The following is a 21,653-nucleotide window of genomic DNA, read 5'->3' as shown; positions in this document are numbered from 1 at the left end:
CGGTCCTCATGCCCCTCTCCCCGAAGGGAGAGAGGGTCGGCCATGCCAGCGGGCAATGCCGTGCCAGGCTGGCAAGCCAAACTGTCGTTCAAGCTGAACGATCCTGCGCAATAATGAGCCCCTTCCACCAGCAAGGACCGCTCATGACCGACCGCCTTCCCTGCCGCGCCTGCGGCCATCTCATCCTCCCGACCACGGCGGCGAGGGACGACGGACTGTGCATGCCCTGCAAGGGCGGCTACCGGCAGAACATCGAGGATGGCAAGCGCTTCCACGCGGAGCGACGGCGCTACCTGGCGAGTCCGCAGGCGCTGTACTGGAGCGCGCTGGTGAATCGCGTCTACGATGGCCGCGAGGGATTCGCCGGGCTGTCGCCGGCCGAACGGAGCTACTACGCAGTGAGCGTGCTCAGCGGCGAAGTGCACAACGGCGGCTTCGACCAGTACTTCGGCAACTCCTCCGGCGACCAGTACCAGGCGGCGCGCGCGGGTCTTCGCGAATTGGAGGCGGAGGACGCCCTGGCCCTGCTGGAGCGAGCCGCCGCCCTGCTGTTCGGCGACGGTCCGGTGCCAGTCTCCCAGGCCGAACGCCAATTGCGCATGCCGACCTGGGCCGATGAACCCGACCGCGACTGCGAAGCGGCCCTGGATGCGCTGGACACGCGCTTCTACGCCCTGGCCGACGCGCTGGGCGAACGCCTGCTGGCCCATGCCCGCCACCATGCATTGTTCGCCCTGGACGAGCCCGATGAAGCCTGAATTGGATGCCCTAGAGGCCTGGCTCGGACGACCGCTGCCGGCTGCCTTCGTCGCCGCTCTGGAGCAGCACGGCGGCCGCCTCGTCGAGCCGGGCCTGCTGCTCTACGCCGCCGACGAGTTGCTGGAACGCAACCGGGCCTTCGAAACCTCTCTCTACTGCCCCGGCTACCTGGCCATAGGCGACGACAGCGGCGGCCGCGCCGTGGTGATGGCCCTGGACGATCACCGGCAGGCGCTGTTCCTGGTCGACCATGGCGCGATGACGCCGGACTGCTTCGAACCCCTGGCACCCAGCCTGGAGGCCTGGCTGGAAGCCGGGCCCTGCCTGCCCGAATGACGGAGAAACGCCCATGATTCCTTTCGGCCTCAGCCCCGAACAATTCCGCGAGCGCTACCGCCGCGACCTGCAACGCGCCGCGCCGGGCGTGATCCAGCGCCTGCGCGAGCTGCTCCGGCAACCCCTGGAGGAAGGACTGCGCGACGGCGAGATCCAACTGTTCCTCGGCGAGGACGGACGCGACGCAGCGGAAGCGTGGTTGTACCTGAATGGCGCCAGCAACCGGGTGGACGCCAGCGACCCGCGCCTGTTTCCCGGCAAGGCGCTGGACCTGGCGCTCGGCCTGGGACATGCCCCGGATTTCGACGAAGCCTATTTCGCCGACGGCTTCGGCGGCGTCGACCTGCTCGCCGATACGCTGCAAGCCTGGTTCGCCGAGTGCTGGTGGAAGGCCGGCGGCTGGGCCTGGCCGATCCCGCTATGGCTGCACGTACACGATGGCTTCGGCGACGGCCGTGGCATCGCCCTCACCGAACGCTGCTGAACAGGGAGACCACGCATGGAACTGATCCGCAACCTGGACGATGCGAACATGGGCGAAGTGTATTGGCGCCTGTACCGGCGCTACATCAGCCTGTTCATCGAGAACGAGGCCGACGACGCCTACGCCTGGCGCTGCGCCCGAGCCCTCGACGAACTGGATGACGCCGTGGTCGAGCGGCTTTGTGCCGCCAGCCTGCGCTACCGCGCCGCGCGCCTGGAGCGGCTGGGCGAGTCTGCGGAGGAAGTCGCGCCGGCGCGCGGGGTGCTGGAACGGATCGAACCGGGCGAGCTGATCGTGCCCGACCCGGAACAGGGCGACGAAGCGGTGATCCACCTGTCGCTGAACTGCGAATGGGACCGCGAACACGGTATGGAATGGATCGTCCGGGGCGGCGAGGTGCTCTATGTCGGCCCCTTCCACGGCGAAGACCCGTGGCGGGACTTCACCGTGAAGGAACCATGGAACTACGCCTGAGCAGGGGCCTCAACGCTTGGCGATGATGTACACCGCGTGGACGATGCCCGGGATGTAGCCGAGCAGGGTGAGCAGGATGTTCAGCCAGAAGGCGCCGCCGAAGCCGACTTGCAGGAACACGCCCAGCGGCGGCAGGAGGATGGCGATGAGGATGCGGATCAGGTCCATGAACGGAACTCCTTGGTCCAGGGTCGATACGGTGTCCGGCGCGTGAGCCGGCGTTTTTTCGCGTCACCCTATGACTGACTCCCGCCATTCGCGGAGGGTTCAACCGCAACGGTACTCGCCGCCTGTCACGCGCAGCGGTACGCTTGAGCCTACGCTCATGCGAGCGGACAACCCGCAAGGAACATCCATGTCCGACCTGCCCCCGCGTCCCGCCTTCTGGCCGTACCTGCCGGGCTACGCCCTGTTGCTGCTTTCGGTGCTGCTCTGCGCCAGCGGCAGCTACCGTTTCGTCACCCCGATGGCGCTCGCCGACGGCGTCGACCTGGTCTACCTCAGCCAGGGCCTGGCGCTGCTACCGCTGGGTACCGGGCTGGTCGGCCTGCTCGCGGGCTTCCTCCTGCATGTCCGCGGGCGCTGGCTCGGCGCGCTGCTGGCGCTGCTGCCGGCGGCGCTGATCTGCGCCTGGAACCTGTACAACTATGCCGCCCACGGCGACGAGGCGTTGTCGCCGAGTTTCGCCCAGTACACCCAGGCGCTGCTCGGCCTGCTGTTGCTCGGTGGCATGCTGAGCCTGGTCGACCTGCTCCATGGCAGGCCCTCGACGCTGCTGCGCAAGGGCCTGCTGGGGCTGGGCTGGCTGGCCCTGGTGGCCTGGCTGGGGTTGCTGTTCTACCTGCAGCGCCTGTACGGCCTCACTTTTTGAACTGGTCGTAGGCTTCCAGCGCGCGCAGCGAATAGACATAGGCGGCGCCGGCATTCAGGGAGATGGCGGTAGCCAGGGTCTGGGCGATTTCCGCCTCGCTGGCGCCGGCCTTCAGCGCGGCCTCGGTGTGCACGCCGATGCAACCGTCGCAACGGGTGGTAATGGCCACGGCGATGGAGATCAGTTCGCGGGTCTTGGCATCCAGGGCGCCCTCGGCGCTGGCTTCCTCCAGCGCGCCATAGGCGGCGAGCATCTTCGGGTGTTGCTTGCCCAGGGCACCGAAGGCTTTTTTCACGGCGGGGACGAACTCGGTCCAGTTGTTCAGCATGGTGATATTCTCCGTTGCTTTCGCGCCGGGAGTGGCGCGTCGGGTTACCAGTCTCGACCAGTCTGGACCGCGCCGCCTGCCCATGCGTCTCTACTTTCGACCTGATCGGCTCATCCCATGGACCCACTCGACCGGCTCATCCAGCTCGCCAACCTGCAGGGCCGCCTCGACCAGCGCTGCCAGCTACAGGGCAGCTGGGCGCTGGAGCACCCGCAAGCGGTGCCCGGCGAGGCGACCTTCCATATCGTCATGGCCGGCACCTGCTATTGCGAATTCCTCGATGGCGGTCGCCTCGACCTGCATCCCGGCGACCTGATTCTGTTGCCACGCGGCACCCCGCACCTCCTGCGCAGCGACAGCCCGGCGCAACCCTGCGAACCCACCGTAGAGCACCGCGGCAGCATCCCGCTGTACCAGTTGAACGGCCCCGGCGAGGCCCTCGACATGCTTTGCGGCAGCTACCGCTATCACGCCGGCGCCAGCCTGTTCGGCGCGCTCCCCGAGCGCCTGCTGGTGCATATGGACGAGTCGACCCAGCAGCCCCTGCGCGCGCTGATCGGGTTGATGCGCGAGGAAGCCGAGAGCACCCGCAGCGGCGCCCGCTCGATCATCGACGCGCTGGCCACCGCGCTGTTCGCCCTGGCCCTGCGCGCCTACCTGGACCGCCAACCGCTGGGCGACGGCCTGTTCGGCCTGCTGGGCGACGCCCGCCTGGGACGAGCCCTGCGGGCCATGCTGGAACGCCCGGAGCATGCCTGGACCCTGGAACAGCTTGCCCAGCAGGCGGCGATGTCGCGGGCCAGTTTCGTCCGCGCCTTCTCCGCCCTCGGCGGGACCTCGCCGTGGAACCTGCTGACCCGCATCCGCATGGAGAAGGCTCGCGGCCTGCTGCGGCAAACGCAGAAGAGCCTGCTGGATATCGCCGCCGAGACCGGCTACCAGTCGGAGGCAGCGTTTTCCCGCAATTTCCGCCAGGCCTTCGGCGAATCGCCGGGCCGTTTCCGCCGCCAGGCCGACTCCGCTCGCTGAAAGCGCTACCGGCGCACATTTCGGCGATCCGCTGCTATGCAATGTGAATGATTTTCGCAACATCCTGTACGAATTCACTGACAGTACGGCTACACTGTGCTTTCCCGGCAAGGAGGCGCGGGGGTACTTGTCGCGGCACCCACTCTCCCGCTTTACCAGTACGCCCAGGAGGCAAACATGGAATGGTTTCTGAAATGCGTGAAGGAACACTACTTCGACTTCAACGGGCGTGCCCGTCGCAAGGAATACTGGATGTTCACCCTGGTGAACATCATCATCTCCGTCGCGCTGAGCGTCGTGCTCGGCCTGATCAGTGAAAAGCTCCTGCCGATCGCCAATCTCTACTCGCTCGCCGTGCTGCTGCCGGCCCTGGGCGTCACCGCCCGGCGTCTGCACGACATCAACAAGAGCGGCTGGTGGATGCTGATCGCGCTGATCCCGATCGTCGGCCTGTACCTGATCTACCTGCTGGCCAAGGACAGCGACGCCGGCCAGAACCAGTACGGCCAGAACCCGAAGGGCATCGCCTGATTCCTTCCCGCCGGGCCGCACGGCCCGGCGTTCTCCCTCTCCCTGTTTCCCTTCCCGCCCCTGACCGGGGTTAGAATGCCTCGCTCCCACTCCGGCGCCCTGCGCCAACGCCCGCAGCGAGGTAGCCCATGCCCCACCCCATCGACGCACTGATTTCCGACTGCGACGGCGTCCTGGTCGACAGCGAGGTCATCGCCGAGCGCGTGATGTACGAGGCGCTCAGCGCCTACGCGCCGCTGGAGGAGCTGCAGCGCCTGCTGGAAGGCACCTTCGGCCTGACCAGCCGCGACATCCTCGATCGCGTCGAGAAGCACTTCGGCCTGCGCATCCCCGACAGCTTCAACCGCGAGGTGCGCCAGCGCAGCGAGGAGATGGTCGCCCAGGTCCAACCCATTCCCGGCGCACGCGAGGCGCTGCTGGCCCTGGACCTGCCCGTCGCGGTGGCCTCCAACAGCCGCCGCCACAGCCTGGAGCGCTCGCTGGCGCGCGCCGGGCTCAGCGAACTGATCGGCGAACGCCTGGCCAGCGCCGATATGGTCGCCCTGCCCAAGCCCGCACCCGACGTCTACCTGCACGCCGCCAGCCTGCTCGGCGTCGCCCCCGAGCGTTGCCTGGTGGTGGAAGACAGCAGCACCGGCACCCGCGCCGCCCTCGCCGCGGGGATGCGGGTGATCGGCTTCGTCGGCGCCGGGCACATTCCCGCCGGGCACGCCCAGGTACTGCGCGAGCTGGGCGCCATCGCCATCGTCGAGCACATGCGCGAACTGCCGGAGACCGTGGCGCGCCTGCGCCGCGAGAGCCGAGTGGCGCTGGGAACGCCGTAACCGGGCGTCAGAGACTCTTCCAGGTCAGGTACACCCGCAGGTCGAACTCCAGCTGGTGATAGTCCGGCAGCATGTACTGGCAGAGCTGGTAGAACGCCTTGTTGTGCTCGCTTTCCTTCAGGTGGGCGAGTTCGTGGACGACGATCATCCGCAGGAACTCCGGGGCGGCGTCCTTGAACAGGGAAGCCACGCGGATTTCCTTCTTCGCCTTGAGCTTGCCGCCCTGCACCCGCGAGATCGCGGTGTGCAGGCCGAGGGCGCGCTGGACCACGTCGAGCTTGTTGTCGTAGAGCACCTTGTCCAGGCCCGGCGCGTTGCGCAGGTGTTCCTGCTTGAGGTTCATGGTGTAGGCGTACAGCGCCTTGTCGCTCTGCACATCGTGACGCCCCGGGTAGCGGCGCTCGAGGTACTCGCCCAGGCGGTTCTCGGCGATCAGCTGGCGGACCTGGTCCTGCAGCGATGCGGGATAGGCCTGGAGGTACTTGAGGGGGATCATGCACGGGTCCGGCGGTTCGCGGAAAACGCCCAGTGTACCGCGTCGGGAGCTCCGGCGGCCGACCGCCGCTTCGGGTAAGATGCGCGCCGTTTCCGATGAGCGGAGTGGGACAGTGGCAAGTACAGATGTGCTGATCGTTGGCGCCGGGGCGGCCGGGCTGATGTGTGCGATGACGGCGGCCGGACGCGGGCGCCGCGTGCGGGTGCTCGACCACGCCAACAAGGCCGGCAAGAAGATCCTCATGTCCGGCGGCGGGCGCTGCAATTTCACCAACCTGTACACCGAGCCGGCCAACTTCCTTTCGCGCAATCCGCACTTCTGCAAGTCGGCGCTGGCCCGCTACACCCAGTGGGACTTCATCGGCCTGGTGGCCAAGCACCAGGTGCCGTACCACGAGAAGAAACTCGGCCAGCTGTTCTGCGACAACAAGTCCAGCGACATCCTCGAGATGCTGCTGCGCGAATGCGCCGAGGCCGGAGCGGAAATCCTGCTGGACACCTCGATCGAAGAGATCGCCCGCGACGACGCCGGCTACCACCTGCGTACCAGCGCCGGCGAGATGCGCTGCGAGTCGCTGGTGATCGCCAGCGGCGGCCTGTCGATCCCGACCCTCGGCGCCAGCGGTTTCGGCTACCAGGTGGCGCGCCAGTTCGGCCACGAGGTGCTGCCGACCCGCGCCGGGCTGGTGCCGTTCACCATCACCGACCAGTTGAAGGAGCTGTGTGCCGAGCTTTCCGGCACCTCCGTGGATTGCCGGGTGAGCTGCAACGGCCAAGTGTTCCGCGAGAACCTGCTGTTCACCCATCGCGGCCTCAGCGGCCCGGCGATGTTGCAGATTTCCTCCTACTGGCAACCGGGCGATACCCTGGAAATCGACCTGCTGCCGGACCACGACGCCAGCGAATGGCTGGCGCAGCAACAGCGCGAGCGTCCCAACAGCGAGCTGAAGACCCTGCTCGCCGAGCTGCTCACCAAGAAGCTCGCCGGACTGCTGGCCGACCGCTGGTTCGTCTCCAAGCCGATGAAGCAGTACACCCCGACCGAACTGGCGGGTATCGCCGGGCAGCTTTCGGCCTGGCGGGTCACGCCCTCGGGCACCGAGGGCTACCGCACCGCGGAAGTGACCCTGGGCGGGGTGAGCACCGACGAAGTGTCGTCGAAGACCATGGAGTCGCAGCGCTCGCCGGGGCTGTATTTCGTCGGCGAAGTACTGGACGTCAGCGGCCACCTCGGCGGCTTCAACTTCCAGTGGGCCTGGGCCTCGGGTTATGCGGCGGGGCAGTACGCCTAGCGCGCCTCGGCCAGATAGGCCTCGGTGCGATAGGGCAGCGCTACCTGCTCCCTCCCCTTGAGCGCCGGATGGCTGGCGACCAGCTCGCGCAATTGCGCCGCCACGGCGTTCTTTTCCGTCTCCGGCAAGGCGGCGATGAAGCTCACCGAAAGGAAGCGCGAGACGATCACCTGCTCCGGCGGGCCGACATGCTCGTAGGCGAAGGTGGACAAGCGCAGCGGTCCGAAGGGCGCGCGCTCGAACGGCCGACGCCAGTCGCCCTTGTAGAAGCGCGGCGCGTCGCCTTCGTAGGGAGTGATGATGCGAGTGATCTCGGCGACCCAATCCAGCGACTCGTCACGCACGTTCCACACCAGCCCCAGCCTGCCTTCCGCCGTCAGCACGCGGCGCATTTCCTCCAGCGCCTCCACGGTGGCGAACCAATGGAAGGCCTGTGCGCACACCAGGGCGTCGGCGAAGCCGTTGGCCAGCGGAATCGACTGGGCGCTACCGGCCAGCGCCTGGACCTGCGGCAAGGCTTCGGCAAGCTGGGCGCGCATCGCATCCACCGGTTCCACCGCGACCACTCGCGCACCGGTACGGGCCAGCAGGCGGGTGAACTTGCCGGTGCCGGCGCCGAGGTCCACCGCGACGGTCTGCGGACGCAGGCCAAGGGCATCGCGCAACCAGTCGGAGAGCGCTTCCGGATACTCGGGCCGGCCCTGGGCGTAACGCTGGGCCTCGACGCTGAAACCTTGCTGGGCGGCGCTGTGTACGGACGACATGAGGGACCTCCTGGGCGGCAGGGAAAGCCCGAGGTATAGCACAGCGGTTTTCCCACGAATTCCAGACGAACGGTTCAAAGCCTTGCGCGGCGTGGCTCGCAGCCATTGGTCAGGGGCTTCGTGGACCTCTCGGGGAAGAGGCTATTGTCGATCCGAAGGCCCACCCGACGACCAGGGTAAAAGCATCCCGGCACACGCCGGCGTCCCCCGCCACAACCAGGAGTCAGCCATGAGCAGCGAAGTCAGCGCCATCCGCCAATTGATCGAAGACTGGCGAGCCGCCGTCCGCGCCAGCGACGTTCCGCGCATCGTCTCGTACTACGCGGAGGACATCGTCGCCTTCGACGCCATCCTGCAATTGCAATTCAAGGGGCGCGACGCCTACCAGAAGCACTGGCAGGCCTGCACCGAGATGTGCAAAGGACCGATGACCTTCGATATCGCCGAACTGCAGATCCATGCCGACCCGCAGGTCGCCTTCGCCCACTACCTCTGCCACTGCGGCGGCACCGGCCCGGACGGCCAGCCGCACTCCTCGTGGATGCGGGTCAGCGCCGGCTACCGCAAGCACGGCGACGGCTGGAAGGTGATCCACGAGCATTTCTCGGCGCCGTTCGACATGGACGGCAAGGCGCTGTTCGACCTGCAGCCCTGACTCAGCGCCGCGCGGCGGTCGCCGCCGGGTCGACGCAGCGTTTCACTGCGCGAGGACTGAGCAGCGAGCAAGGCTTGCCGACCAGGTAGCTGCGGTAGACCTTCAGCAGCGTAGCCTGGCTGTAGCGGCAGCCCTTGCCGCTCTTGCGCAGGCAGGGGCTCTCGAACTCGAAGCGACCGTTGACCGGCTCGGCCAGTTGGATGCGCAACGCCGGCCAGGTGGAGCGTTGCGGCGCCGGCGGGGTTTCCAGTTGGCGCCCGTCGCGCACCACCAGTTCGCCGCCGGCCTCTGCATAGTCGAAGACGAACAGCAGGGTGCGCGAAGTCTTGGTGGTGCAGTCGCTGCGCGCCAGGCAATCCTGCGGGTCGGCGGGATCGCGCGCTACGCTCGGCGACGCGGCCTCCTCGACGTCGCGGGACGGCGCGTGCAGGCCAGCGCAACCGGCCAGCAGCAGGAACGGCAGGGTCAGGAGCCAGCGGCGCATCGGATTTCCCCGGGGCGGATGTGCAAGAGCCCCGACCAGCGGGGCTCCCGTTCGAACGAAGGCGCTTAGTTGACCTTCGGATCCAGCTCGCCGCGAGCGTAGCGCTGGAACATGCCTTCCAGGGAGATCGGCTTGATCTTGGAAGCGTTGCCGGCGGTGCCGAAGGCTTCGTAGCGAGCGATGCAGATGTCGCGCATGGCCTCGACGGTCTTGGAGAAGTACTTGCGCGGGTCGAACTCGCTCGGGTTCTGCGCCAGGAAGCGGCGGATGGCACCGGTGGAGGCCAGGCGCAGGTCGGTGTCGATGTTCACCTTGCGCACGCCGTACTTGATGCCCTCGACGATTTCCTCGACCGGCACGCCGTAGGTCTCTTTGATCTCGCCGCCGTACTCGTTGATGATCGCCAGCCAGTCCTGCGGTACCGAGGAAGAGCCGTGCATCACCAGGTGGGTGTCCGGGATGCGCGCGTGGATTTCCTTGATGCGCTGGATCGACAGGGTGTCCCCGGTCGGCGGCTTGGTGAACTTGTAGGCGCCGTGGCTGGTGCCGATGGCGATGGCCAGGGCGTCGACCTTGGTCTTCTTCACGAAGTCGGCGGCTTCTTCCGGATCGGTCAGCAACTGGCTGTGGTCCAGCACGCCTTCCGCGCCGACGCCGTCTTCCTCGCCGGCCATGCCGGTTTCCAGGGAACCCAGGCAGCCCAGCTCGCCTTCCACGGACACGCCGCAGGCATGGGCGAACGCCACGGTCTGCTGGGTCACGCGGACGTTGTAGTCGTAGTCGGCAGGGGTCTTGCCGTCTTCACGCAGGGAGCCGTCCATCATCACCGAGCTGAAGCCCAGCTGGATGGAACGCTGGCAGACGTCGGGACTGGTGCCGTGATCCTGGTGCATGACCACCGGGATGTGCGGGAATTCTTCGATCGCGGCGAGGATCAGGTGGCGCAGGAAGGGCGCGCCGGCGTATTTGCGAGCACCGGCGGAAGCCTGGACGATCACGGGCGAATCGGTCTTGTCGGCCGCTTCCATGATGGCGCGCATCTGCTCGAGGTTGTTGACGTTGAAGGCCGGCACGCCGTAGCCGAATTCGGCGGCGTGATCCAGCATCTGGCGCATGCTGATGAGTGCCATGGTTCTCGTATCTCCCAATCGCGGGGTCGTTCAGTGATTCAGAAGCCTGCCGCAGGGGCAGGCCCGGTTCAAGTTCCTTGCGAGGAGCGGTCGCGGCGCCGCGCCCCTGCCGGCGCGACTCAGCGCGCCTTGCAACCGCGACCGATGAGGTCGTCGGTTTCGACCCAGTACACCAGGCCTTCGTCGTTCTCCAGGTGGAAGCCCAGGCGTCCGTCGCTATAGAAAGCGCCGACGGCCGCAGGTTCCTGCTCCAAGTGGTGGACCACGTCGTCCTCGTCCTTCAGGCGCAGGTCGACGATGTTCTTGCTGCCGTCGATATAGCGCCATTCGATCACCGCCTTGCTGTCGCAGGTCCAGCGGGTCCAGTCCTTGCCGCCCGGCTTGCCGGAGGAAGCGGAGCAGCCGGCCAGCAGCGCCGCGGCGGCGAAGCCGCCGAACAGGGCGATACGCGAGTAGTTCATGTCCATCCTCCATCCGTGCGGAACGCTCCGCCGCACCTCGCCGGGCCGCAAGCGGCCCGCGCGGCGGCCGGCTGGCCTTGCCTGTCACAGGAAAGGCGCAATGCTACTGCGTACGCTGGCGAATCCCCAGCCCTTTCCGTAGAAACTGGCAGAAAAGCACTACGGGCATTCCACCGGCTTTTGTCCGGCGGTCGGATCGCCGCTGCTCTGCTGCTCGACCCGCTGGCGGTTCTGCTCGGTCGGCACCATCACGTCCGGCGGACTGATCACCTCGCAGGTGCTCGGGCGTCGACCGCCATCGTCGCTACAGGCGGCCAGGCCCAGGCAGAACATCAGGAGTGGCAAGGTTACGGAACGCATGGGGCACCTCCTTTTTTCGTCGTCCTCAAAGGTGTGACCCCCGAGGACGGCGAATGGTTTGCCCCGTCTGCGTCAGCCCTTGGCGCGCTGCTCCAGGATTTCCACGGCCGGCAGGACCTTGCCCTCGACGAACTCGAGGAACGCGCCGCCACCGGTGGAAATATAGGAGATCCGCTCGGCGATGCCGTACTTGTCGATCGCCGCCAGGGTATCGCCGCCGCCGGCGATGGAGAACGCCGCGCTATCGGCGATGGCATTGGCCAGGGTACGGGTGCCCTCGCCGAACTGGTCGAACTCGAACACCCCGACCGGACCGTTCCACAGGATGGTCTTCGAGGTCTTCAGCAGCTCGGCGAACTGCGCGGCGGTCTGCGGGCCGATGTCGAGGATCATGTCGTCGTCGGCGACCTCGGCGATGGCCTTGACGGTCGCCACGGCGCTCTCGGCGAATTCCTTGGCCACCACCACGTCCACCGGCAGCGGCACCTTGACCTTGGCGGCGATGGCCTTGGCGGTCTCGACCAGGTCGGCCTCGTACAGTGACTTGCCGACCTTGTGTCCGGCCGCGGCGAGGAAGGTGTTGGCGATGCCGCCGCCGACGATCAGTTGGTCGCAGATGCCGGCCAGGCTGTTCAGCACGTCGAGCTTGGTGGAAACCTTGGAGCCGGCGACGATCGCCGCCATCGGCCGCGCCGGGTTGCCCAGCGCCTTGCCCAGCGCGTCCAGTTCGGCGGCCAGCAGCGGGCCGGCGGCGGCGACCTTGGCGAACCTGGCCACGCCGTGGGTCGACCCCTCGGCGCGGTGGGCGGTACCGAAGGCATCCATCACGAACACGTCGCACAGCGCGGCGTACTTCTGCGCCAGCTCGTCGGCGTTCTTCTTCTCGCCCTTGTTGAAGCGCACGTTCTCGAACAGCACCAGGTCGCCCGCCTTGACCTCGACGCCGTCGAGGTAGTCGGCCAGCAGCGGCACTTCGCGGCCCAGGGCCTTGGACAGGTACTCGGCCACCGGCTTCAGGCTGTTCTCGGCGGAGAACTCGCCCTCGGTCGGACGGCCCAGGTGCGAGCAGACCATCACCGCCGCGCCCTTCTCCAGGGCCAGCTTGAGGGTCGGCAGGGCGGCCTTGATCCGTGCATCGCTCTGCACCTGGCCGTCCTTCACGGGCACGTTGAGGTCCTCGCGGATCAGCACGCGCTTACCTTTGAGGTCGAGGTCAGTCATCTTCAACACGGTCATGACAATCAGTCCTTGGGTACTTGTTGATCAGGCACGGCGGCGCGCAGGTAGTGTCCGGCGACGTCGAGCATACGGTTGGCGAATCCCCATTCGTTGTCGAACCAGGCCAGCAAGTTGACCAGGCGAGGCCCGGAAACGCGGGTCTGGCTGCCATCGACGATGGCCGAATGGGGGTCGTGGTTGAAATCGCAACTGGCGTGCGGCAGCTCGGTATAAGCCAGCAGTCCGCGCAGCGGGCCGCTTTCGGCAGCCTCGCGAAGCACCCGGTTGATCTCGGCGGCGGAGGTGTCGCGGGAAGTCTGCAGGGTGATGTCCAGCGCCGAGACGTTCACCGTGGGCACGCGTATGGCTTTGGCCTGGATGCGCCCGGCAAGTTCCGGCAACAGGCGTTCGATGCCGCGCGCCAGACCGGTGGACACCGGGATCACCGACTGGAACGCCGAACGGGTACGGCGCAGGTCCTCATGGTGGTAGGCGTCGATCACCGGCTGGTCGTTCATCGCCGAGTGGATGGTGGTGATCGACACGTATTCCAGGCCGATCGCCTCGTTCAGCAGCTTGAGCAGCGGCACCCCGCAATTGGTCGTGCAGGAGGCGTTGGAGACCAGCGTTTCGCGGCCGCTGAGGTCCTGCTGGTTGACCCCATAGACGATGGTGGCGTCGATGTCCGCCTCGCTCGCCATCGGCTGCGAGAACAGCACCCGCGGCGCGCCGGCGCGGAGGAAACGCTCGGCCTGGGCGCGGTTGGTGTACTGGCCGGAGCACTCCAGCACCAGGTCGACCCGCAGCGCCTGCCAGTCGATGGCCTCCGGAGTCAGGCTGCGCAGCACCTTCACGCAATCGCCGTTGATGTGCAGGCAGTCGCCGTCGACCTTCACTTCGCCGGGAAAGCGGCCATGGGTGGAGTCGAAGCGGGTCAGGTACTCGACGCTGGCCTGGTCGGCCAGGTCGTTCAGCGCGACGATCTCGAAGCCCAGTTGCTCCGGGCGCTCGTGCAGCGCGCGCAGGACGCAGCGGCCGATACGGCCATAGCCATTGAGCGCGACGCGAAAAGGCGGGGTGGACATCGGCAGGGATAGCTCCGGCAAGGGGCCAGTGAAAGTCGCCAATTATGCGGGGGATGGGCCCGCCTGGGAACCGTCCGCGACCCGCGCGGCGCGGCGTGCGCCGCGGCGACGGCTCGCGTGCAGGCGCTGAAACGATTCATGCGACACCTGGCTGGCGCGACCGCGTTCCGCTGTGCAAGGCTCGCCCGCATCTACCGACCGCCAGGAGCGCCAGATGCCCCGCTTCGCCGCCAACCTCAGCATGCTCTACCCCCGCCACGACTTCCTCGAACGCTTCGCCGCCGCCGCGGCGGACGGCTTCGAGGGCGTGGAGTACCTGTTCCCCTATGCCTACCCTGCGGCCGAACTGAAGGCCCGGCTGGACGACCACGGCCTGCGCCAGGTGCTGTTCAATGCCGCACCCGGCGACTGGGACAAGGGCGAGCGCGGCCTGGCCAGCCTGCCGGGGCGCGAGGCCGAATTCCGCCGCGCCATCGCCCAGGCCATCGACTATGCCCAGGTCCTCGGCAACCGCCACATCCATGTCATGGCCGGACTGCTGCCGGCCGGCGCCGACCGCATCCGCCACCGCGAGACCTACCTCGACAACCTCGCCCATGCCGCCCGCGAGGCCGCCGGTGCCGGGCTGACGGTGCTCATAGAGCCGATCAACAACCGCGACATGCCGGGCTTCTTCCTCACCCGCCAGGACGACGCCCAGGCCATCTGCCGCGAGGTCGGCGCGGACAACCTGCAGGTACAGTTCGACTGCTACCACTGCCAGATCGTCGAGGGCGACCTGGCCACCACCCTGCGTCGCGACATCGGCAATATCGGCCACGTCCAGATCGCCGGGGTACCCGACCGCCACGAGCCGGATGACGACAACGAAGTGAACTACCCCTACCTGTTCGAGCTACTCGACCGGCTCGGCTACCAGGGCTGGATCGGCTGCGAGTACCGTCCGCGCGGCGACACCTCGGCAGGCCTGGAATGGCTGCGGCGCTGGCGCGCTACTCGACGCGACGGATGATCGGCTCCAGCGCGTCCAGACGCTCGCGGGCGGCCAGCCAGTCGCGCACTTCCGCGCACCACTGTTCTTCCTTCAGCACCGCGCGGGCACGGGTCAGCACTCGCGGCCAGGGACGGTCGTCGAACAGGCGCAGCAGCACCTGGTTGAGCTGTTCGCTATCCAGCGGCCGGCGTCCACGGCGCACCGGCGCGTCGACCCGCTGCGCCAGCGATTGCAGCACCCGTTCGCGCTGCGCCGTATCCACCGGCATCGGCTGCTCGTCGTAGGCACAGAGCACCAGGATCTCCGGCGCGACGTTCTCCAGCAGGCCGGCGCGCAGCCGGCAGTGGCCATCGAGGATCACGCAGGCATCCAGGCAGTTCAGGCGCAGCGCCAGCACCGGCGGCAGCTCGCCTTCGCGGGCCTTCTTGCGCCACCACTTGACCCGCCCCTCGTCATCCTCGACCCGGCGCAGGGCGATCAGGGCGTCGTTGTCGCGCCCCCACCAGTCGAGCCACTGCACCCAGTCGTCGTCGAGGACCTTCTCCAGGCTGTAGAAGCGCCAGTCCGGCAACAGTGCGTCGCGCCCGACGCTGCGGTAGCGCCAGCGTTCCAGCACCCGTTCGCGCGGATCGTGGCTCTGCGGTGGCTGCCAGGCGGGCACCTGCTCGGCGAGCGACAGGCGCAGCAACCAGCGCCCGGCCTCCAGGCAACTGCCCGGGCTGGTACGCAGGGTCTCGACGAAATAGCGGCTCCAGGCCTTGTAGCGGGCCTCGCCGCGCAGGCCGCGCAACGCTTCCAGGGTCGGCGAGTCGATGGGCGGCACGCTGGCCTGCGCCGGGCTCGCCGCGACCAGGCTCTTCACCAGCCAGATGCCATCGTGGTACGGCAACTGGGTGGCCCAGAGCAGCGGCTGATCGCCACGCATCAGGCGAATGCGGGCCTGGCCGCCGGATTGCAGATGAAGGAAAGAGGGCGCCCGATGGGCGCCCTCCACCTGGACCGCGAGGCCCAGCCATTCGCCATTGGCGGGGCTTTCGAGGTCCCGCCAGTAGAGCGTGTGCATCAGTCTTCCAGCAGCTCCTCGGCCACCGCCAGGACGTTGTCCAGGGTGAAGCCGAAGTGCTCGAACAGCGCCGGGGCCGGCGCCGACTCGCCGAAGCTGGTCATGCCGATGATGCGCCCGTCGAGACCGACGTACTTGTACCAGTAGTCGGCATGGGCGGCCTCGATGGCGATGCGCGCGCCGACTTCCACCGGCAGCACGGACTGCTTGTAGGACTCGTCCTGCTGCTCGTAGACGCTGGTGCATGGCATCGATACCACACGGACCTTGCGGCCCTGCTCGCTGAGCTTGTCGTAGGCCTGCACGGCCAGGCCGACTTCCGAACCGGTGGCGATCAGGATCAGTTCCGGCTCGCCTTCGCAGTCCTTCAGCACGTAGCCGCCGCGGGCGATGTCGGCCACCTGGGCGACGTCGCGCGCCTGGTGCGGCAGGTTCTGGCGGGAGAAGATCAGCGCGGACGGACCGTCGGCACGCTCGATGGCATGCTTCCAGGCCACCGCCGACTCGACCGCGTCGGCCGGGCGCCAGGTGTCCAGGTTCGGGGTCAGGCGCAGGCTGGCCAGTTGTTCGATCGGCTGGTGGGTCGGGCCGTCCTCGCCGAGGCCGATGGAGTCGTGGGTGAACACGTAGAGCACGCGCTGCTTCATCAGTGCGGACATGCGCACGGCGTTGCGCGCGTATTCCATGAAGATCAGGAAGGTCGCACCGTAGGGAATGAAACCGCCGTGCAGGGCGACGCCATTCATGATCGCGCTCATGCCGAATTCGCGCACGCCGTAGAACACGTAGTTGCCGGCGGCGTCGTCGGCGCTGACGCCCTTGCAGCCCTTCCACAGGGTCAGGTTGGAGCCGGCCAGGTCGGCGGAACCGCCGAGCAGCTCCGGCAGCAACGGGCCGAAGGCGTTCAGCGCGTTCTGGCTGGCCTTGCGGCTGGCGATGGTCTCACCCTTGTTGGCAACATCGGCGACGTAGGCCGCGGCCTTCTCGGCGAAGTCGGCCGGCAGCTCGCCCTTCAGGCGGCGCAGCAATTCGGCGGCCAGTTCCGGATGGGCAGCCTGGTAGGCGGCGAAACGCTTGTTCCACTCGGCTTCCTGGGCGGCGCCGGATTCCTTGGCGTCCCACTCGGCGTAGATCTGCGCCGGGATCTCGAACGGAGCGTGCTCCCAGCCCAGCGCGGCGCGGGTCGCGGCGATCTCGTCGGCGCCCAGCGGCGCGCCGTGGCACTCTTCCTTGCCCTGCTTGTTCGGCGAGCCGAAACCGATCACGGTCTTGCAGCAGATCAGGGTCGGCTGGTCGCTCTTGCGCGCGGTATCGATGGCGGTCTTGATCTCGTCGGCGTCATGCCCGTCGACGTTGCGGATCACTTGCCAGCCATAGGCCTCGAAGCGCTTCGGGGTGTCGTCGGTGAACCAGCCGTGGACCTCGCCGTCGATGGAAATGCCGTTGTCGTCGTAGAAGGCGATCAGCTTGTTCAGGCGCAGGGTGCCGGCCAGCGAGGCGACCTCATGGGAAATGCCTTCCATCATGCAGCCGTCGCCGAGGAAGGCGTAGGTGTAGTGGTCGACCACCGCGTGGCCGTCGCGGTTGAACTGGGCGGCCAGGACCTTCTCCGCCAGCGCCATGCCCACCGCATTGGCGATGCCCTGGCCGAGCGGACCGGTGGTGGTCTCGACGCCGGCGGTGTAGCCGTACTCCGGGTGGCCCGGGGTGCGCGAGTTGAGCTGGCGGAAGTTCTTCAGGTCCTCGATGCCGAGGTCGTACCCGGTGAGGTGCAGCAGGGAGTAGATCAGCATCGAGCCGTGGCCGTTGGACAGCACGAAGCGGTCGCGGTTGGCCCACTGCGGGTTGCTCGGGTTGTGCTGCATGTAGTCGCGCCAGAGAACCTCGGCGATATCGGCCATGCCCATCGGGGCGCCCGGGTGGCCGCTGTTGGCTTTCTGCACGGCATCCATGCTCAGTGCACGGATGGCATTGGCTCGCTCACGACGGCTGGGCATCGCAATTCTCCTACGGGGGTTGCTGGTCGGAAGACCAGGAGTGAAAAAAAGGGCGCCATTTTCGCCCACCGAAGGCCCAAGGGGCAATGACAGATCGGCAGGGGGACAGTATGTCGCTGCCGACCGGTTTTGCCAGAAGCCTGGCGCAGCCGGATTGCAATTGCGCGACGGCCACCCGTCATCAATATCAAAAATTTTTGATACAGGCATTGCCGGGGTTCGGACCCGGTACTAGACTGCGCCTCCATGAGCCTTCGCGTGCCTTCGATACGACCAGACGACTACGACCCGCTCGCCGCGCTGTGCAAGGCGGCTGGCGACTCGCTGCGACTGAATGTGTTGCGCGCCCTGGCCAACGACTCGTTCGGCGTGCTGGAGCTGGCGCAGATCTTCGCCATCGGCCAGTCGGGCATGAGCCACCACCTCAAGGTGCTGGCCCAGGCCGGGCTGGTGGCGACGCGTCGCGAGGGCAACGCGATCTTCTACCGACGTTCGCTGCCCCTGGCCGAACGCACCGGCGGCGCGCTGCACGCGGCGCTGCTGGAGGAAGTGGACGAACGGGCGCTACCCGACGACGTGCGGGCGCGGATCGATGCCGTGCACGCCCAGCGCGCGGCGGTCAGCCAGGACTTCTTCGCCCGCGCGGCGGACAAGTTCCAGGCCCAGCAGGACCTGATCGCAGGACTGCCGCAATACCGTGAGAGCGTGTTGGCCTTGCTCGACGCACTGGCCTTCGCCCCCGGCGCCACGGCGCTGGAGGTCGGCCCGGGGGACGGCGGATTCCTGCCGGAACTCGCCAGGCGTTTCCGCCAGGTCACGGCGCTGGACAACAGCGCGGCGATGCTGGAACTGGCGCGCCAGCGCTGCAAGGAAGAAGGATTGGGCAACGTCCGCCTGGAATTGGCCGATGCCCTGCAGGACGCCGCCGAACCGGCCGATTGCGTGGTGCTGAACATGGTCCTGCACCACTTCGCCGCGCCGGCGGAGGCGCTGAAACAGTTGGCCCGCCTGGTCCATCCGGGCGGCAGCCTGCTGGTGACGGACTTGTGCCGGCACAACCAGGGCTGGGCCAGGGAGGCCTGCGGCGACCTCTGGTTGGGTTTCGAACAGGAGGACCTGGCCCAGTGGGCCGACGCCGCAGGGCTCACGCCCGGCGAGAGTCTTTACATTGGTTTACGCAATGGCTTCCAGATCCAGGTCCGGCACTTCGCCAGGGATGCATCCGAAAGCCGCCTCACCCACCGGTAATGTAGGAACCGATTGATGAGCGAATATTCCGTTTTCACCTCCGAGTCCGTGTCCGAAGGCCATCCGGACAAGATCGCGGACCAGATCTCCGACGCGGTGCTGGACGCCATCATCGCCAAGGACAAGTACGCTCGCGTGGCATGCGAAACCCTGGTCAAGACCGGCGTGGCGATCATCGCCGGTGAAGTCACCACCTCCGCCTGGGTCGACCTGGAAGAGCTGGTGCGCAAGGTCATCATCGACATCGGCTACGACAGCTCCGACGTCGGCTTCGATGGTGCCACCTGCGGCGTGCTGAACATCATCGGCAAGCAGTCGGTGGACATCAACCAGGGCGTCGACCGGGCCAAACCGGAAGACCAGGGCGCCGGCGACCAGGGCCTGATGTTCGGCTACGCCAGCAACGAGACCGACGTGCTGATGCCGGCGCCGATCTGCTTCTCCCACCGCCTGGTCGAGCGCCAGGCCGAGGCGCGCAAGTCCGGCCTGCTGCCATGGCTGCGCCCGGACGCCAAGTCCCAGGTGACCTGCCGCTACGAAGGCGGCAAGGTGGTCGGCATCGATGCGGTGGTGCTGTCCACCCAGCACAACCCGGAAGTCTCCTATAACGACCTGCGCGACGGCGTGATGGAGCTGATCATCAAGCAGGTGCTGCCGGCCGAGCTGCTGCACAAGGACACCCAGTTCCACATCAACCCGACCGGCAACTTCGTGATCGGCGGCCCGGTCGGCGACTGCGGCCTGACCGGACGCAAGATCATCGTCGACTCCTACGGCGGCATGGCCCGCCACGGCGGCGGCGCGTTCTCCGGCAAGGACCCGTCCAAGGTCGACCGCTCCGCCGCCTACGCCGGCCGCTACGTGGCGAAGAACATCGTCGCCGCCGGCCTCGCCGAGCGTTGCGAGATCCAGGTTTCCTACGCCATCGGCGTGGCCCAGCCGACCTCGATCTCGATCAACACCTTCGGCACCGGCAAGGTCAGCGACGAGAAGATCGTGCAACTGGTCCGCGAGCACTTCGACCTGCGCCCGTACGCGATCACCAAGATGCTCGACCTGCTCCACCCGATGTACCAGCCGACCGCGGCCTACGGCCACTTCGGCCGTCATCCGTTCGAGCTGATCGTGGACGGCGATACCTTCACCGCGTTCACCTGGGAGAAGACCGACAAGGCCGCTCTCCTGCGCGACGCCGCCGGCCTCTGAGCGACCGCGCGATGAAAAAGCCCCGCTTCGGCGGGGCTTTTTCGTTTCCGGCAGGCTCAGCGCATGCGGAAGGCTTCCTGGTGGAACAGCCGCAGCGGCATGCCCTGCCGGCGCAGATCGCGGCGCAGGCTGTCGGCCAGCCCCTGCGGACCGCAGAACCAGACGCTCGGCCAGCGTCCTTCGGCGCTCTTCAGCACGCCCAGTTGCGCCGCCTTCGGCTTGCCCTGCTCGTCGCTATAGCGGATGTGCAGGGTCACGCTGGGCAGGTGTTCGCAAAGCTCGCGCAAGCGCCCGGCGAACAGCGCTTCCTGGGAATTGCGCACGCAATAGTGCAGCTCCACCGATGGCGCGCTTTCCGGCACGGCCTGCAGCGACTCCAGCCAGGCGATGAACGGCGTCACGCCGATCCCGGCGGCGACCCAGACCTGCCGCCCGGCCAGGCCACGGCGGAAGTCGAAGCAGCCGTATGGCCCCTCCACCTCGACCCTGGCGCCGACCTCCAGGTTGTCCTGCAGGCGCCGGGTGTAGTCGCCCAACGCCTTGATGCTGAAGCGCACCTCGCCGCAGCCGCGGTCGGCGCTGGCGATGGTGAACGGATGGGCACCCTCCAGGCGGTCGCAGGTGAGAAAGGCGAACTGCCCGGCCCTGTGCGACCAGTCGCCCTGCAGCCGGCAGGTCACCTCGAGCAGGCTTTCGCCGTACCGCTCGACGGCGGTGACCACGCCCGCATGGCGACGCGTGCGACCGATCCGCCCGCTCAGAGACAACAGTGCGCAGGCCGAACCGAGCAGTGCGCAGGCCGCCACCAGCCAGCCGGCCGGCTGGCTCCAGTAGCTGGCCGGGGCGAGCACCACGGAATGGAAGGCCAGTACCAGGTAGACCAGGGCCAACGCCTTGTGCACATAACGCCAGAGGTGATACGGGAAGCGCTGCCAGAGAGTGATCAGCAGCATCCCGCCGAGAATCCACGCCGACCATTCACCCAACTCCTTGGCCGAGCCACGGAAGACGTCGAGGAAGGTTTCCACCCGCGGGCCTTTCACCGGTTTGCCGACGATACCCGCCAGCCAGGGGCCGGCCAACTCCAGCAGGTAGTGCAACAGGCCGAGGACGATGGCCAGGATGCCCGCCCACTTGTGCAGGCGGTACATGCGGTCGAGCCCGTCCAGCGGCTTCTCCAGCCAGACCGGACGCACCGCCAGCAGCATGATCAACGACATCAGGGCGAAGGACGCTACCCCGGTAAGCAGGATCGCCTGCTTGCGCACCACCCAGATATCCAGGCTCGCCGGCGGATCGACGGCCAGCGTCAGGCCCCAGGCCGCCAGCGCGGCGGCGAGAACTCCCCATAACAGTTTCATTGGCACCACTCCCCGACAGAACGCGCGAATCGCTGGAATGAACCCTGCGCGTCCAGTCTTAATTGTCCCTTAACTTCATGGGGGAATTAGCGAGGCCAGCGAGGTTTTCCCGCACAGCCATGACCTGCGTCAATCGTTGTCGGCCTTCAACCCCGGGGTGGGCGGAGCTATGCTGGTCCGCCGCGCCTACCGCCGAGCCGTGCC

At 67.4% G+C, this 21,653-nt stretch carries 26 protein-coding genes; 13 read left to right on the top strand and 13 right to left on the bottom strand.

From position 1 onward, the window contains the following. Positions 1-143 precede the first annotated feature (143 nt). From LJF27_RS20475 to LJF27_RS20460, 4 genes are read left to right on the top strand one after another with little or no spacing between them, the layout of a single operon-like run. The gene (locus tag LJF27_RS20475) at positions 144-758 is read left to right on the top strand and encodes a DMP19 family protein (protein ID WP_003121812.1); all 615 of its coding nucleotides are present in this window, start codon (positions 144-146) and stop codon (positions 756-758) included. After that, positions 748-1,095: an SMI1/KNR4 family protein gene (locus LJF27_RS20470; RefSeq protein ID WP_003113222.1), complete on the top strand. Its 348-nt coding sequence runs from the start codon at positions 748-750 to the stop codon at positions 1,093-1,095. Before LJF27_RS20475 ends, LJF27_RS20470 begins: the two co-directional genes overlap by 11 nt. A gap of 13 nt (positions 1,096-1,108) precedes the next feature. Then, positions 1,109-1,579: a hypothetical protein gene (locus LJF27_RS20465; protein WP_003099612.1), complete on the top strand. Its 471-nt coding sequence runs from the start codon at positions 1,109-1,111 to the stop codon at positions 1,577-1,579. Between the two features lie 15 nt (positions 1,580-1,594). Then, a complete protein-coding gene (locus LJF27_RS20460; protein ID WP_003084991.1) occupies positions 1,595-2,053 on the top strand; it encodes a DUF6985 domain-containing protein in 459 nt (152 codons plus the stop codon). A gap of 9 nt (positions 2,054-2,062) precedes the next feature. Here LJF27_RS20460 and LJF27_RS20455 read toward each other — a convergent pair whose 3' ends face one another. Beyond that, positions 2,063-2,221, bottom strand: a complete 159-nt coding sequence (locus tag LJF27_RS20455; RefSeq protein WP_003084988.1) for a YqaE/Pmp3 family membrane protein — start codon at positions 2,219-2,221, stop codon at positions 2,063-2,065. Positions 2,222-2,408: 187 nt separating this feature from the next. Here LJF27_RS20455 and LJF27_RS20450 point away from each other — a divergent pair, with 187 nt between their 5' ends. Beyond that, the gene (locus tag LJF27_RS20450) at positions 2,409-2,924 is read left to right on the top strand and encodes a hypothetical protein (RefSeq protein ID WP_003099616.1); all 516 of its coding nucleotides are present in this window, start codon (positions 2,409-2,411) and stop codon (positions 2,922-2,924) included. Here the strand turns inward: LJF27_RS20450 and LJF27_RS20445 are convergent. Continuing rightward, complete coding sequence (locus LJF27_RS20445) at positions 2,914-3,252, bottom strand: carboxymuconolactone decarboxylase family protein (protein ID WP_003084980.1); 339 nt, start codon at positions 3,250-3,252, stop codon at positions 2,914-2,916. The two genes, LJF27_RS20450 and LJF27_RS20445, sit on opposite strands and share 11 nt — an antisense overlap. A gap of 117 nt (positions 3,253-3,369) precedes the next feature. Between LJF27_RS20445 and LJF27_RS20440 the strand changes: the two genes are divergently transcribed. From LJF27_RS20440 to LJF27_RS20430, 3 genes are all read left to right on the top strand, one after another. Then, positions 3,370-4,281, top strand: a complete 912-nt coding sequence (locus tag LJF27_RS20440) for an AraC family transcriptional regulator (RefSeq protein WP_003113225.1) — start codon at positions 3,370-3,372, stop codon at positions 4,279-4,281. Positions 4,282-4,458: 177 nt separating this feature from the next. Continuing rightward, entirely contained in the window at positions 4,459-4,812 is a 354-nt protein-coding gene (locus tag LJF27_RS20435; protein WP_003084974.1) for a DUF805 domain-containing protein, read from the top strand. Between the two features lie 128 nt (positions 4,813-4,940). Then, entirely contained in the window at positions 4,941-5,636 is a 696-nt protein-coding gene (locus tag LJF27_RS20430; protein ID WP_003459362.1) for an HAD family hydrolase, read from the top strand. A gap of 7 nt (positions 5,637-5,643) precedes the next feature. Here LJF27_RS20430 and LJF27_RS20425 read toward each other — a convergent pair whose 3' ends face one another. Further along, a complete protein-coding gene (locus LJF27_RS20425) occupies positions 5,644-6,132 on the bottom strand; it encodes a M48 family metallopeptidase (RefSeq protein ID WP_003084971.1) in 489 nt (162 codons plus the stop codon). A 112-nt stretch (positions 6,133-6,244) separates the two neighbouring features. Between LJF27_RS20425 and LJF27_RS20420 the strand changes: the two genes are divergently transcribed. Then, a complete protein-coding gene (locus LJF27_RS20420; protein ID WP_003118882.1) occupies positions 6,245-7,423 on the top strand; it encodes an NAD(P)/FAD-dependent oxidoreductase in 1,179 nt (392 codons plus the stop codon). On the opposite strand, the gene LJF27_RS20415 is transcribed toward LJF27_RS20420, so the two are convergent. Next, on the bottom strand, positions 7,420-8,187 hold the full coding sequence (locus LJF27_RS20415; protein ID WP_003142762.1) for a class I SAM-dependent methyltransferase: 768 nt from the start codon (positions 8,185-8,187) through the stop codon (positions 7,420-7,422). The two genes, LJF27_RS20420 and LJF27_RS20415, sit on opposite strands and share 4 nt — an antisense overlap. Before the next feature lie 229 nt (positions 8,188-8,416). Here LJF27_RS20415 and LJF27_RS20410 point away from each other — a divergent pair, with 229 nt between their 5' ends. Beyond that, entirely contained in the window at positions 8,417-8,842 is a 426-nt protein-coding gene (locus LJF27_RS20410; protein ID WP_003101606.1) for a YybH family protein, read from the top strand. Position 8,843: 1 nt separating this feature from the next. Here the strand turns inward: LJF27_RS20410 and LJF27_RS20405 are convergent, their stop codons facing one another. The 6 genes from LJF27_RS20405 to epd all read right to left on the bottom strand — a co-directional run bounded on the left by LJF27_RS20405 (position 8,844) and on the right by epd (position 13,580). After that, on the bottom strand, positions 8,844-9,326 hold the full coding sequence (locus LJF27_RS20405) for a hypothetical protein (RefSeq protein ID WP_003101605.1): 483 nt from the start codon (positions 9,324-9,326) through the stop codon (positions 8,844-8,846). Positions 9,327-9,391: 65 nt separating this feature from the next. Next, entirely contained in the window at positions 9,392-10,456 is a 1,065-nt protein-coding gene (gene fba / locus LJF27_RS20400; RefSeq protein ID WP_003084964.1) for a class II fructose-bisphosphate aldolase, read from the bottom strand. Positions 10,457-10,575: 119 nt separating this feature from the next. Then, a complete protein-coding gene (locus LJF27_RS20395; RefSeq protein WP_003113229.1) occupies positions 10,576-10,917 on the bottom strand; it encodes an MliC family protein in 342 nt (113 codons plus the stop codon). Positions 10,918-11,076: 159 nt separating this feature from the next. Continuing rightward, positions 11,077-11,277, bottom strand: a complete 201-nt coding sequence (locus LJF27_RS20390; protein WP_019396125.1) for a hypothetical protein — start codon at positions 11,275-11,277, stop codon at positions 11,077-11,079. Between the two features lie 72 nt (positions 11,278-11,349). Next, positions 11,350-12,513, bottom strand: a complete 1,164-nt coding sequence (locus LJF27_RS20385; protein ID WP_003084960.1) for a phosphoglycerate kinase — start codon at positions 12,511-12,513, stop codon at positions 11,350-11,352. Between the two features lie 5 nt (positions 12,514-12,518). Then, positions 12,519-13,580, bottom strand: a complete 1,062-nt coding sequence (epd, locus tag LJF27_RS20380) for an erythrose-4-phosphate dehydrogenase (protein WP_019396126.1) — start codon at positions 13,578-13,580, stop codon at positions 12,519-12,521. A 214-nt stretch (positions 13,581-13,794) separates the two neighbouring features. On the opposite strand from epd, the gene otnI reads away from it, so the two are divergent. Then, complete coding sequence (gene otnI, locus LJF27_RS20375) at positions 13,795-14,592, top strand: 2-oxo-tetronate isomerase (RefSeq protein ID WP_003113230.1); 798 nt, start codon at positions 13,795-13,797, stop codon at positions 14,590-14,592. On the opposite strand, the gene LJF27_RS20370 is transcribed toward otnI, so the two are convergent. Continuing rightward, positions 14,573-15,637 carry a hypothetical protein gene (locus LJF27_RS20370; protein ID WP_003101600.1) on the bottom strand — a complete coding sequence of 355 codons (1,065 nt, stop codon included), beginning with the start codon at positions 15,635-15,637 and terminating at the stop codon, positions 14,573-14,575. The genes otnI and LJF27_RS20370 overlap by 20 nt on opposite strands. Then, a complete protein-coding gene (tkt, locus tag LJF27_RS20365) occupies positions 15,637-17,634 on the bottom strand; it encodes a transketolase (protein ID WP_003101598.1) in 1,998 nt (665 codons plus the stop codon). Before tkt ends, LJF27_RS20370 begins: the two co-directional genes overlap by 1 nt. Positions 17,635-17,880: 246 nt before the next feature. Between tkt and LJF27_RS20360 the strand changes: the two genes are divergently transcribed. Together LJF27_RS20360 and metK are read left to right on the top strand one after the other, a co-directional pair. Then, positions 17,881-18,882 (top strand): ArsR/SmtB family transcription factor, encoded by a 1,002-nt coding sequence (locus LJF27_RS20360; protein ID WP_003113231.1) that lies wholly within the window; start codon positions 17,881-17,883, stop codon positions 18,880-18,882. Between the two features lie 15 nt (positions 18,883-18,897). After that, positions 18,898-20,088 carry a methionine adenosyltransferase gene (gene metK / locus LJF27_RS20355; protein WP_023117206.1) on the top strand — a complete coding sequence of 397 codons (1,191 nt, stop codon included), beginning with the start codon at positions 18,898-18,900 and terminating at the stop codon, positions 20,086-20,088. A gap of 56 nt (positions 20,089-20,144) precedes the next feature. Here metK and LJF27_RS20350 read toward each other — a convergent pair whose 3' ends face one another. Beyond that, complete coding sequence (locus tag LJF27_RS20350) at positions 20,145-21,449, bottom strand: ferric reductase-like transmembrane domain-containing protein (RefSeq protein ID WP_023114724.1); 1,305 nt, start codon at positions 21,447-21,449, stop codon at positions 20,145-20,147. Positions 21,450-21,653 lie beyond the last annotated feature (204 nt).

This window comes from Pseudomonas sp. 203-8, assembly GCF_020708595.1.
Lineage (GTDB): Bacteria > Pseudomonadota > Gammaproteobacteria > Pseudomonadales > Pseudomonadaceae > Pseudomonas > Pseudomonas aeruginosa.
The sequence above is the reverse complement of the archived record's forward strand: the minus strand, read 5'-3'. Positions and strand labels throughout refer to the sequence as shown.

Excerpts from the sequence above, each read along its gene's own strand:
- LJF27_RS20475 (WP_003121812.1), top strand. The coding sequence starts at position 144 with ATGACCGACCGCCTTCCCTGCCGCGCCTGCGGCCATCTCATCCTCCCG.
- LJF27_RS20470 (WP_003113222.1), top strand. The coding sequence starts at position 748 with ATGAAGCCTGAATTGGATGCCCTAGAGGCCTGGCTCGGACGACCGCTG.
- LJF27_RS20465 (WP_003099612.1), top strand. The coding sequence starts at position 1,109 with ATGATTCCTTTCGGCCTCAGCCCCGAACAATTCCGCGAGCGCTACCGC.
- LJF27_RS20460 (WP_003084991.1), top strand. The coding sequence starts at position 1,595 with ATGGAACTGATCCGCAACCTGGACGATGCGAACATGGGCGAAGTGTAT.
- LJF27_RS20455 (WP_003084988.1), bottom strand. The coding sequence starts at position 2,221 with ATGGACCTGATCCGCATCCTCATCGCCATCCTCCTGCCGCCGCTGGGC.
- LJF27_RS20450 (WP_003099616.1), top strand. The coding sequence starts at position 2,409 with ATGTCCGACCTGCCCCCGCGTCCCGCCTTCTGGCCGTACCTGCCGGGC.
- LJF27_RS20445 (WP_003084980.1), bottom strand. The coding sequence starts at position 3,252 with ATGCTGAACAACTGGACCGAGTTCGTCCCCGCCGTGAAAAAAGCCTTC.
- LJF27_RS20440 (WP_003113225.1), top strand. The coding sequence starts at position 3,370 with ATGGACCCACTCGACCGGCTCATCCAGCTCGCCAACCTGCAGGGCCGC.
- LJF27_RS20435 (WP_003084974.1), top strand. The coding sequence starts at position 4,459 with ATGGAATGGTTTCTGAAATGCGTGAAGGAACACTACTTCGACTTCAAC.
- LJF27_RS20430 (WP_003459362.1), top strand. The coding sequence starts at position 4,941 with ATGCCCCACCCCATCGACGCACTGATTTCCGACTGCGACGGCGTCCTG.
- LJF27_RS20425 (WP_003084971.1), bottom strand. The coding sequence starts at position 6,132 with ATGATCCCCCTCAAGTACCTCCAGGCCTATCCCGCATCGCTGCAGGAC.
- LJF27_RS20415 (WP_003142762.1), bottom strand. The coding sequence starts at position 8,187 with ATGTCGTCCGTACACAGCGCCGCCCAGCAAGGTTTCAGCGTCGAGGCC.
- LJF27_RS20410 (WP_003101606.1), top strand. The coding sequence starts at position 8,417 with ATGAGCAGCGAAGTCAGCGCCATCCGCCAATTGATCGAAGACTGGCGA.
- LJF27_RS20405 (WP_003101605.1), bottom strand. The coding sequence starts at position 9,326 with ATGCGCCGCTGGCTCCTGACCCTGCCGTTCCTGCTGCTGGCCGGTTGC.
- fba (WP_003084964.1), bottom strand. The coding sequence starts at position 10,456 with ATGGCACTCATCAGCATGCGCCAGATGCTGGATCACGCCGCCGAATTC.
- LJF27_RS20395 (WP_003113229.1), bottom strand. The coding sequence starts at position 10,917 with ATGAACTACTCGCGTATCGCCCTGTTCGGCGGCTTCGCCGCCGCGGCG.
- LJF27_RS20390 (WP_019396125.1), bottom strand. The coding sequence starts at position 11,277 with ATGCGTTCCGTAACCTTGCCACTCCTGATGTTCTGCCTGGGCCTGGCC.
- LJF27_RS20385 (WP_003084960.1), bottom strand. The coding sequence starts at position 12,513 with ATGACCGTGTTGAAGATGACTGACCTCGACCTCAAAGGTAAGCGCGTG.
- epd (WP_019396126.1), bottom strand. The coding sequence starts at position 13,580 with ATGTCCACCCCGCCTTTTCGCGTCGCGCTCAATGGCTATGGCCGTATC.
- otnI (WP_003113230.1), top strand. The coding sequence starts at position 13,795 with ATGCCCCGCTTCGCCGCCAACCTCAGCATGCTCTACCCCCGCCACGAC.
- LJF27_RS20370 (WP_003101600.1), bottom strand. The coding sequence starts at position 15,637 with ATGCACACGCTCTACTGGCGGGACCTCGAAAGCCCCGCCAATGGCGAA.
- tkt (WP_003101598.1), bottom strand. The coding sequence starts at position 17,634 with ATGCCCAGCCGTCGTGAGCGAGCCAATGCCATCCGTGCACTGAGCATG.
- LJF27_RS20360 (WP_003113231.1), top strand. The coding sequence starts at position 17,881 with ATGAGCCTTCGCGTGCCTTCGATACGACCAGACGACTACGACCCGCTC.
- metK (WP_023117206.1), top strand. The coding sequence starts at position 18,898 with ATGAGCGAATATTCCGTTTTCACCTCCGAGTCCGTGTCCGAAGGCCAT.
- LJF27_RS20350 (WP_023114724.1), bottom strand. The coding sequence starts at position 21,449 with ATGAAACTGTTATGGGGAGTTCTCGCCGCCGCGCTGGCGGCCTGGGGC.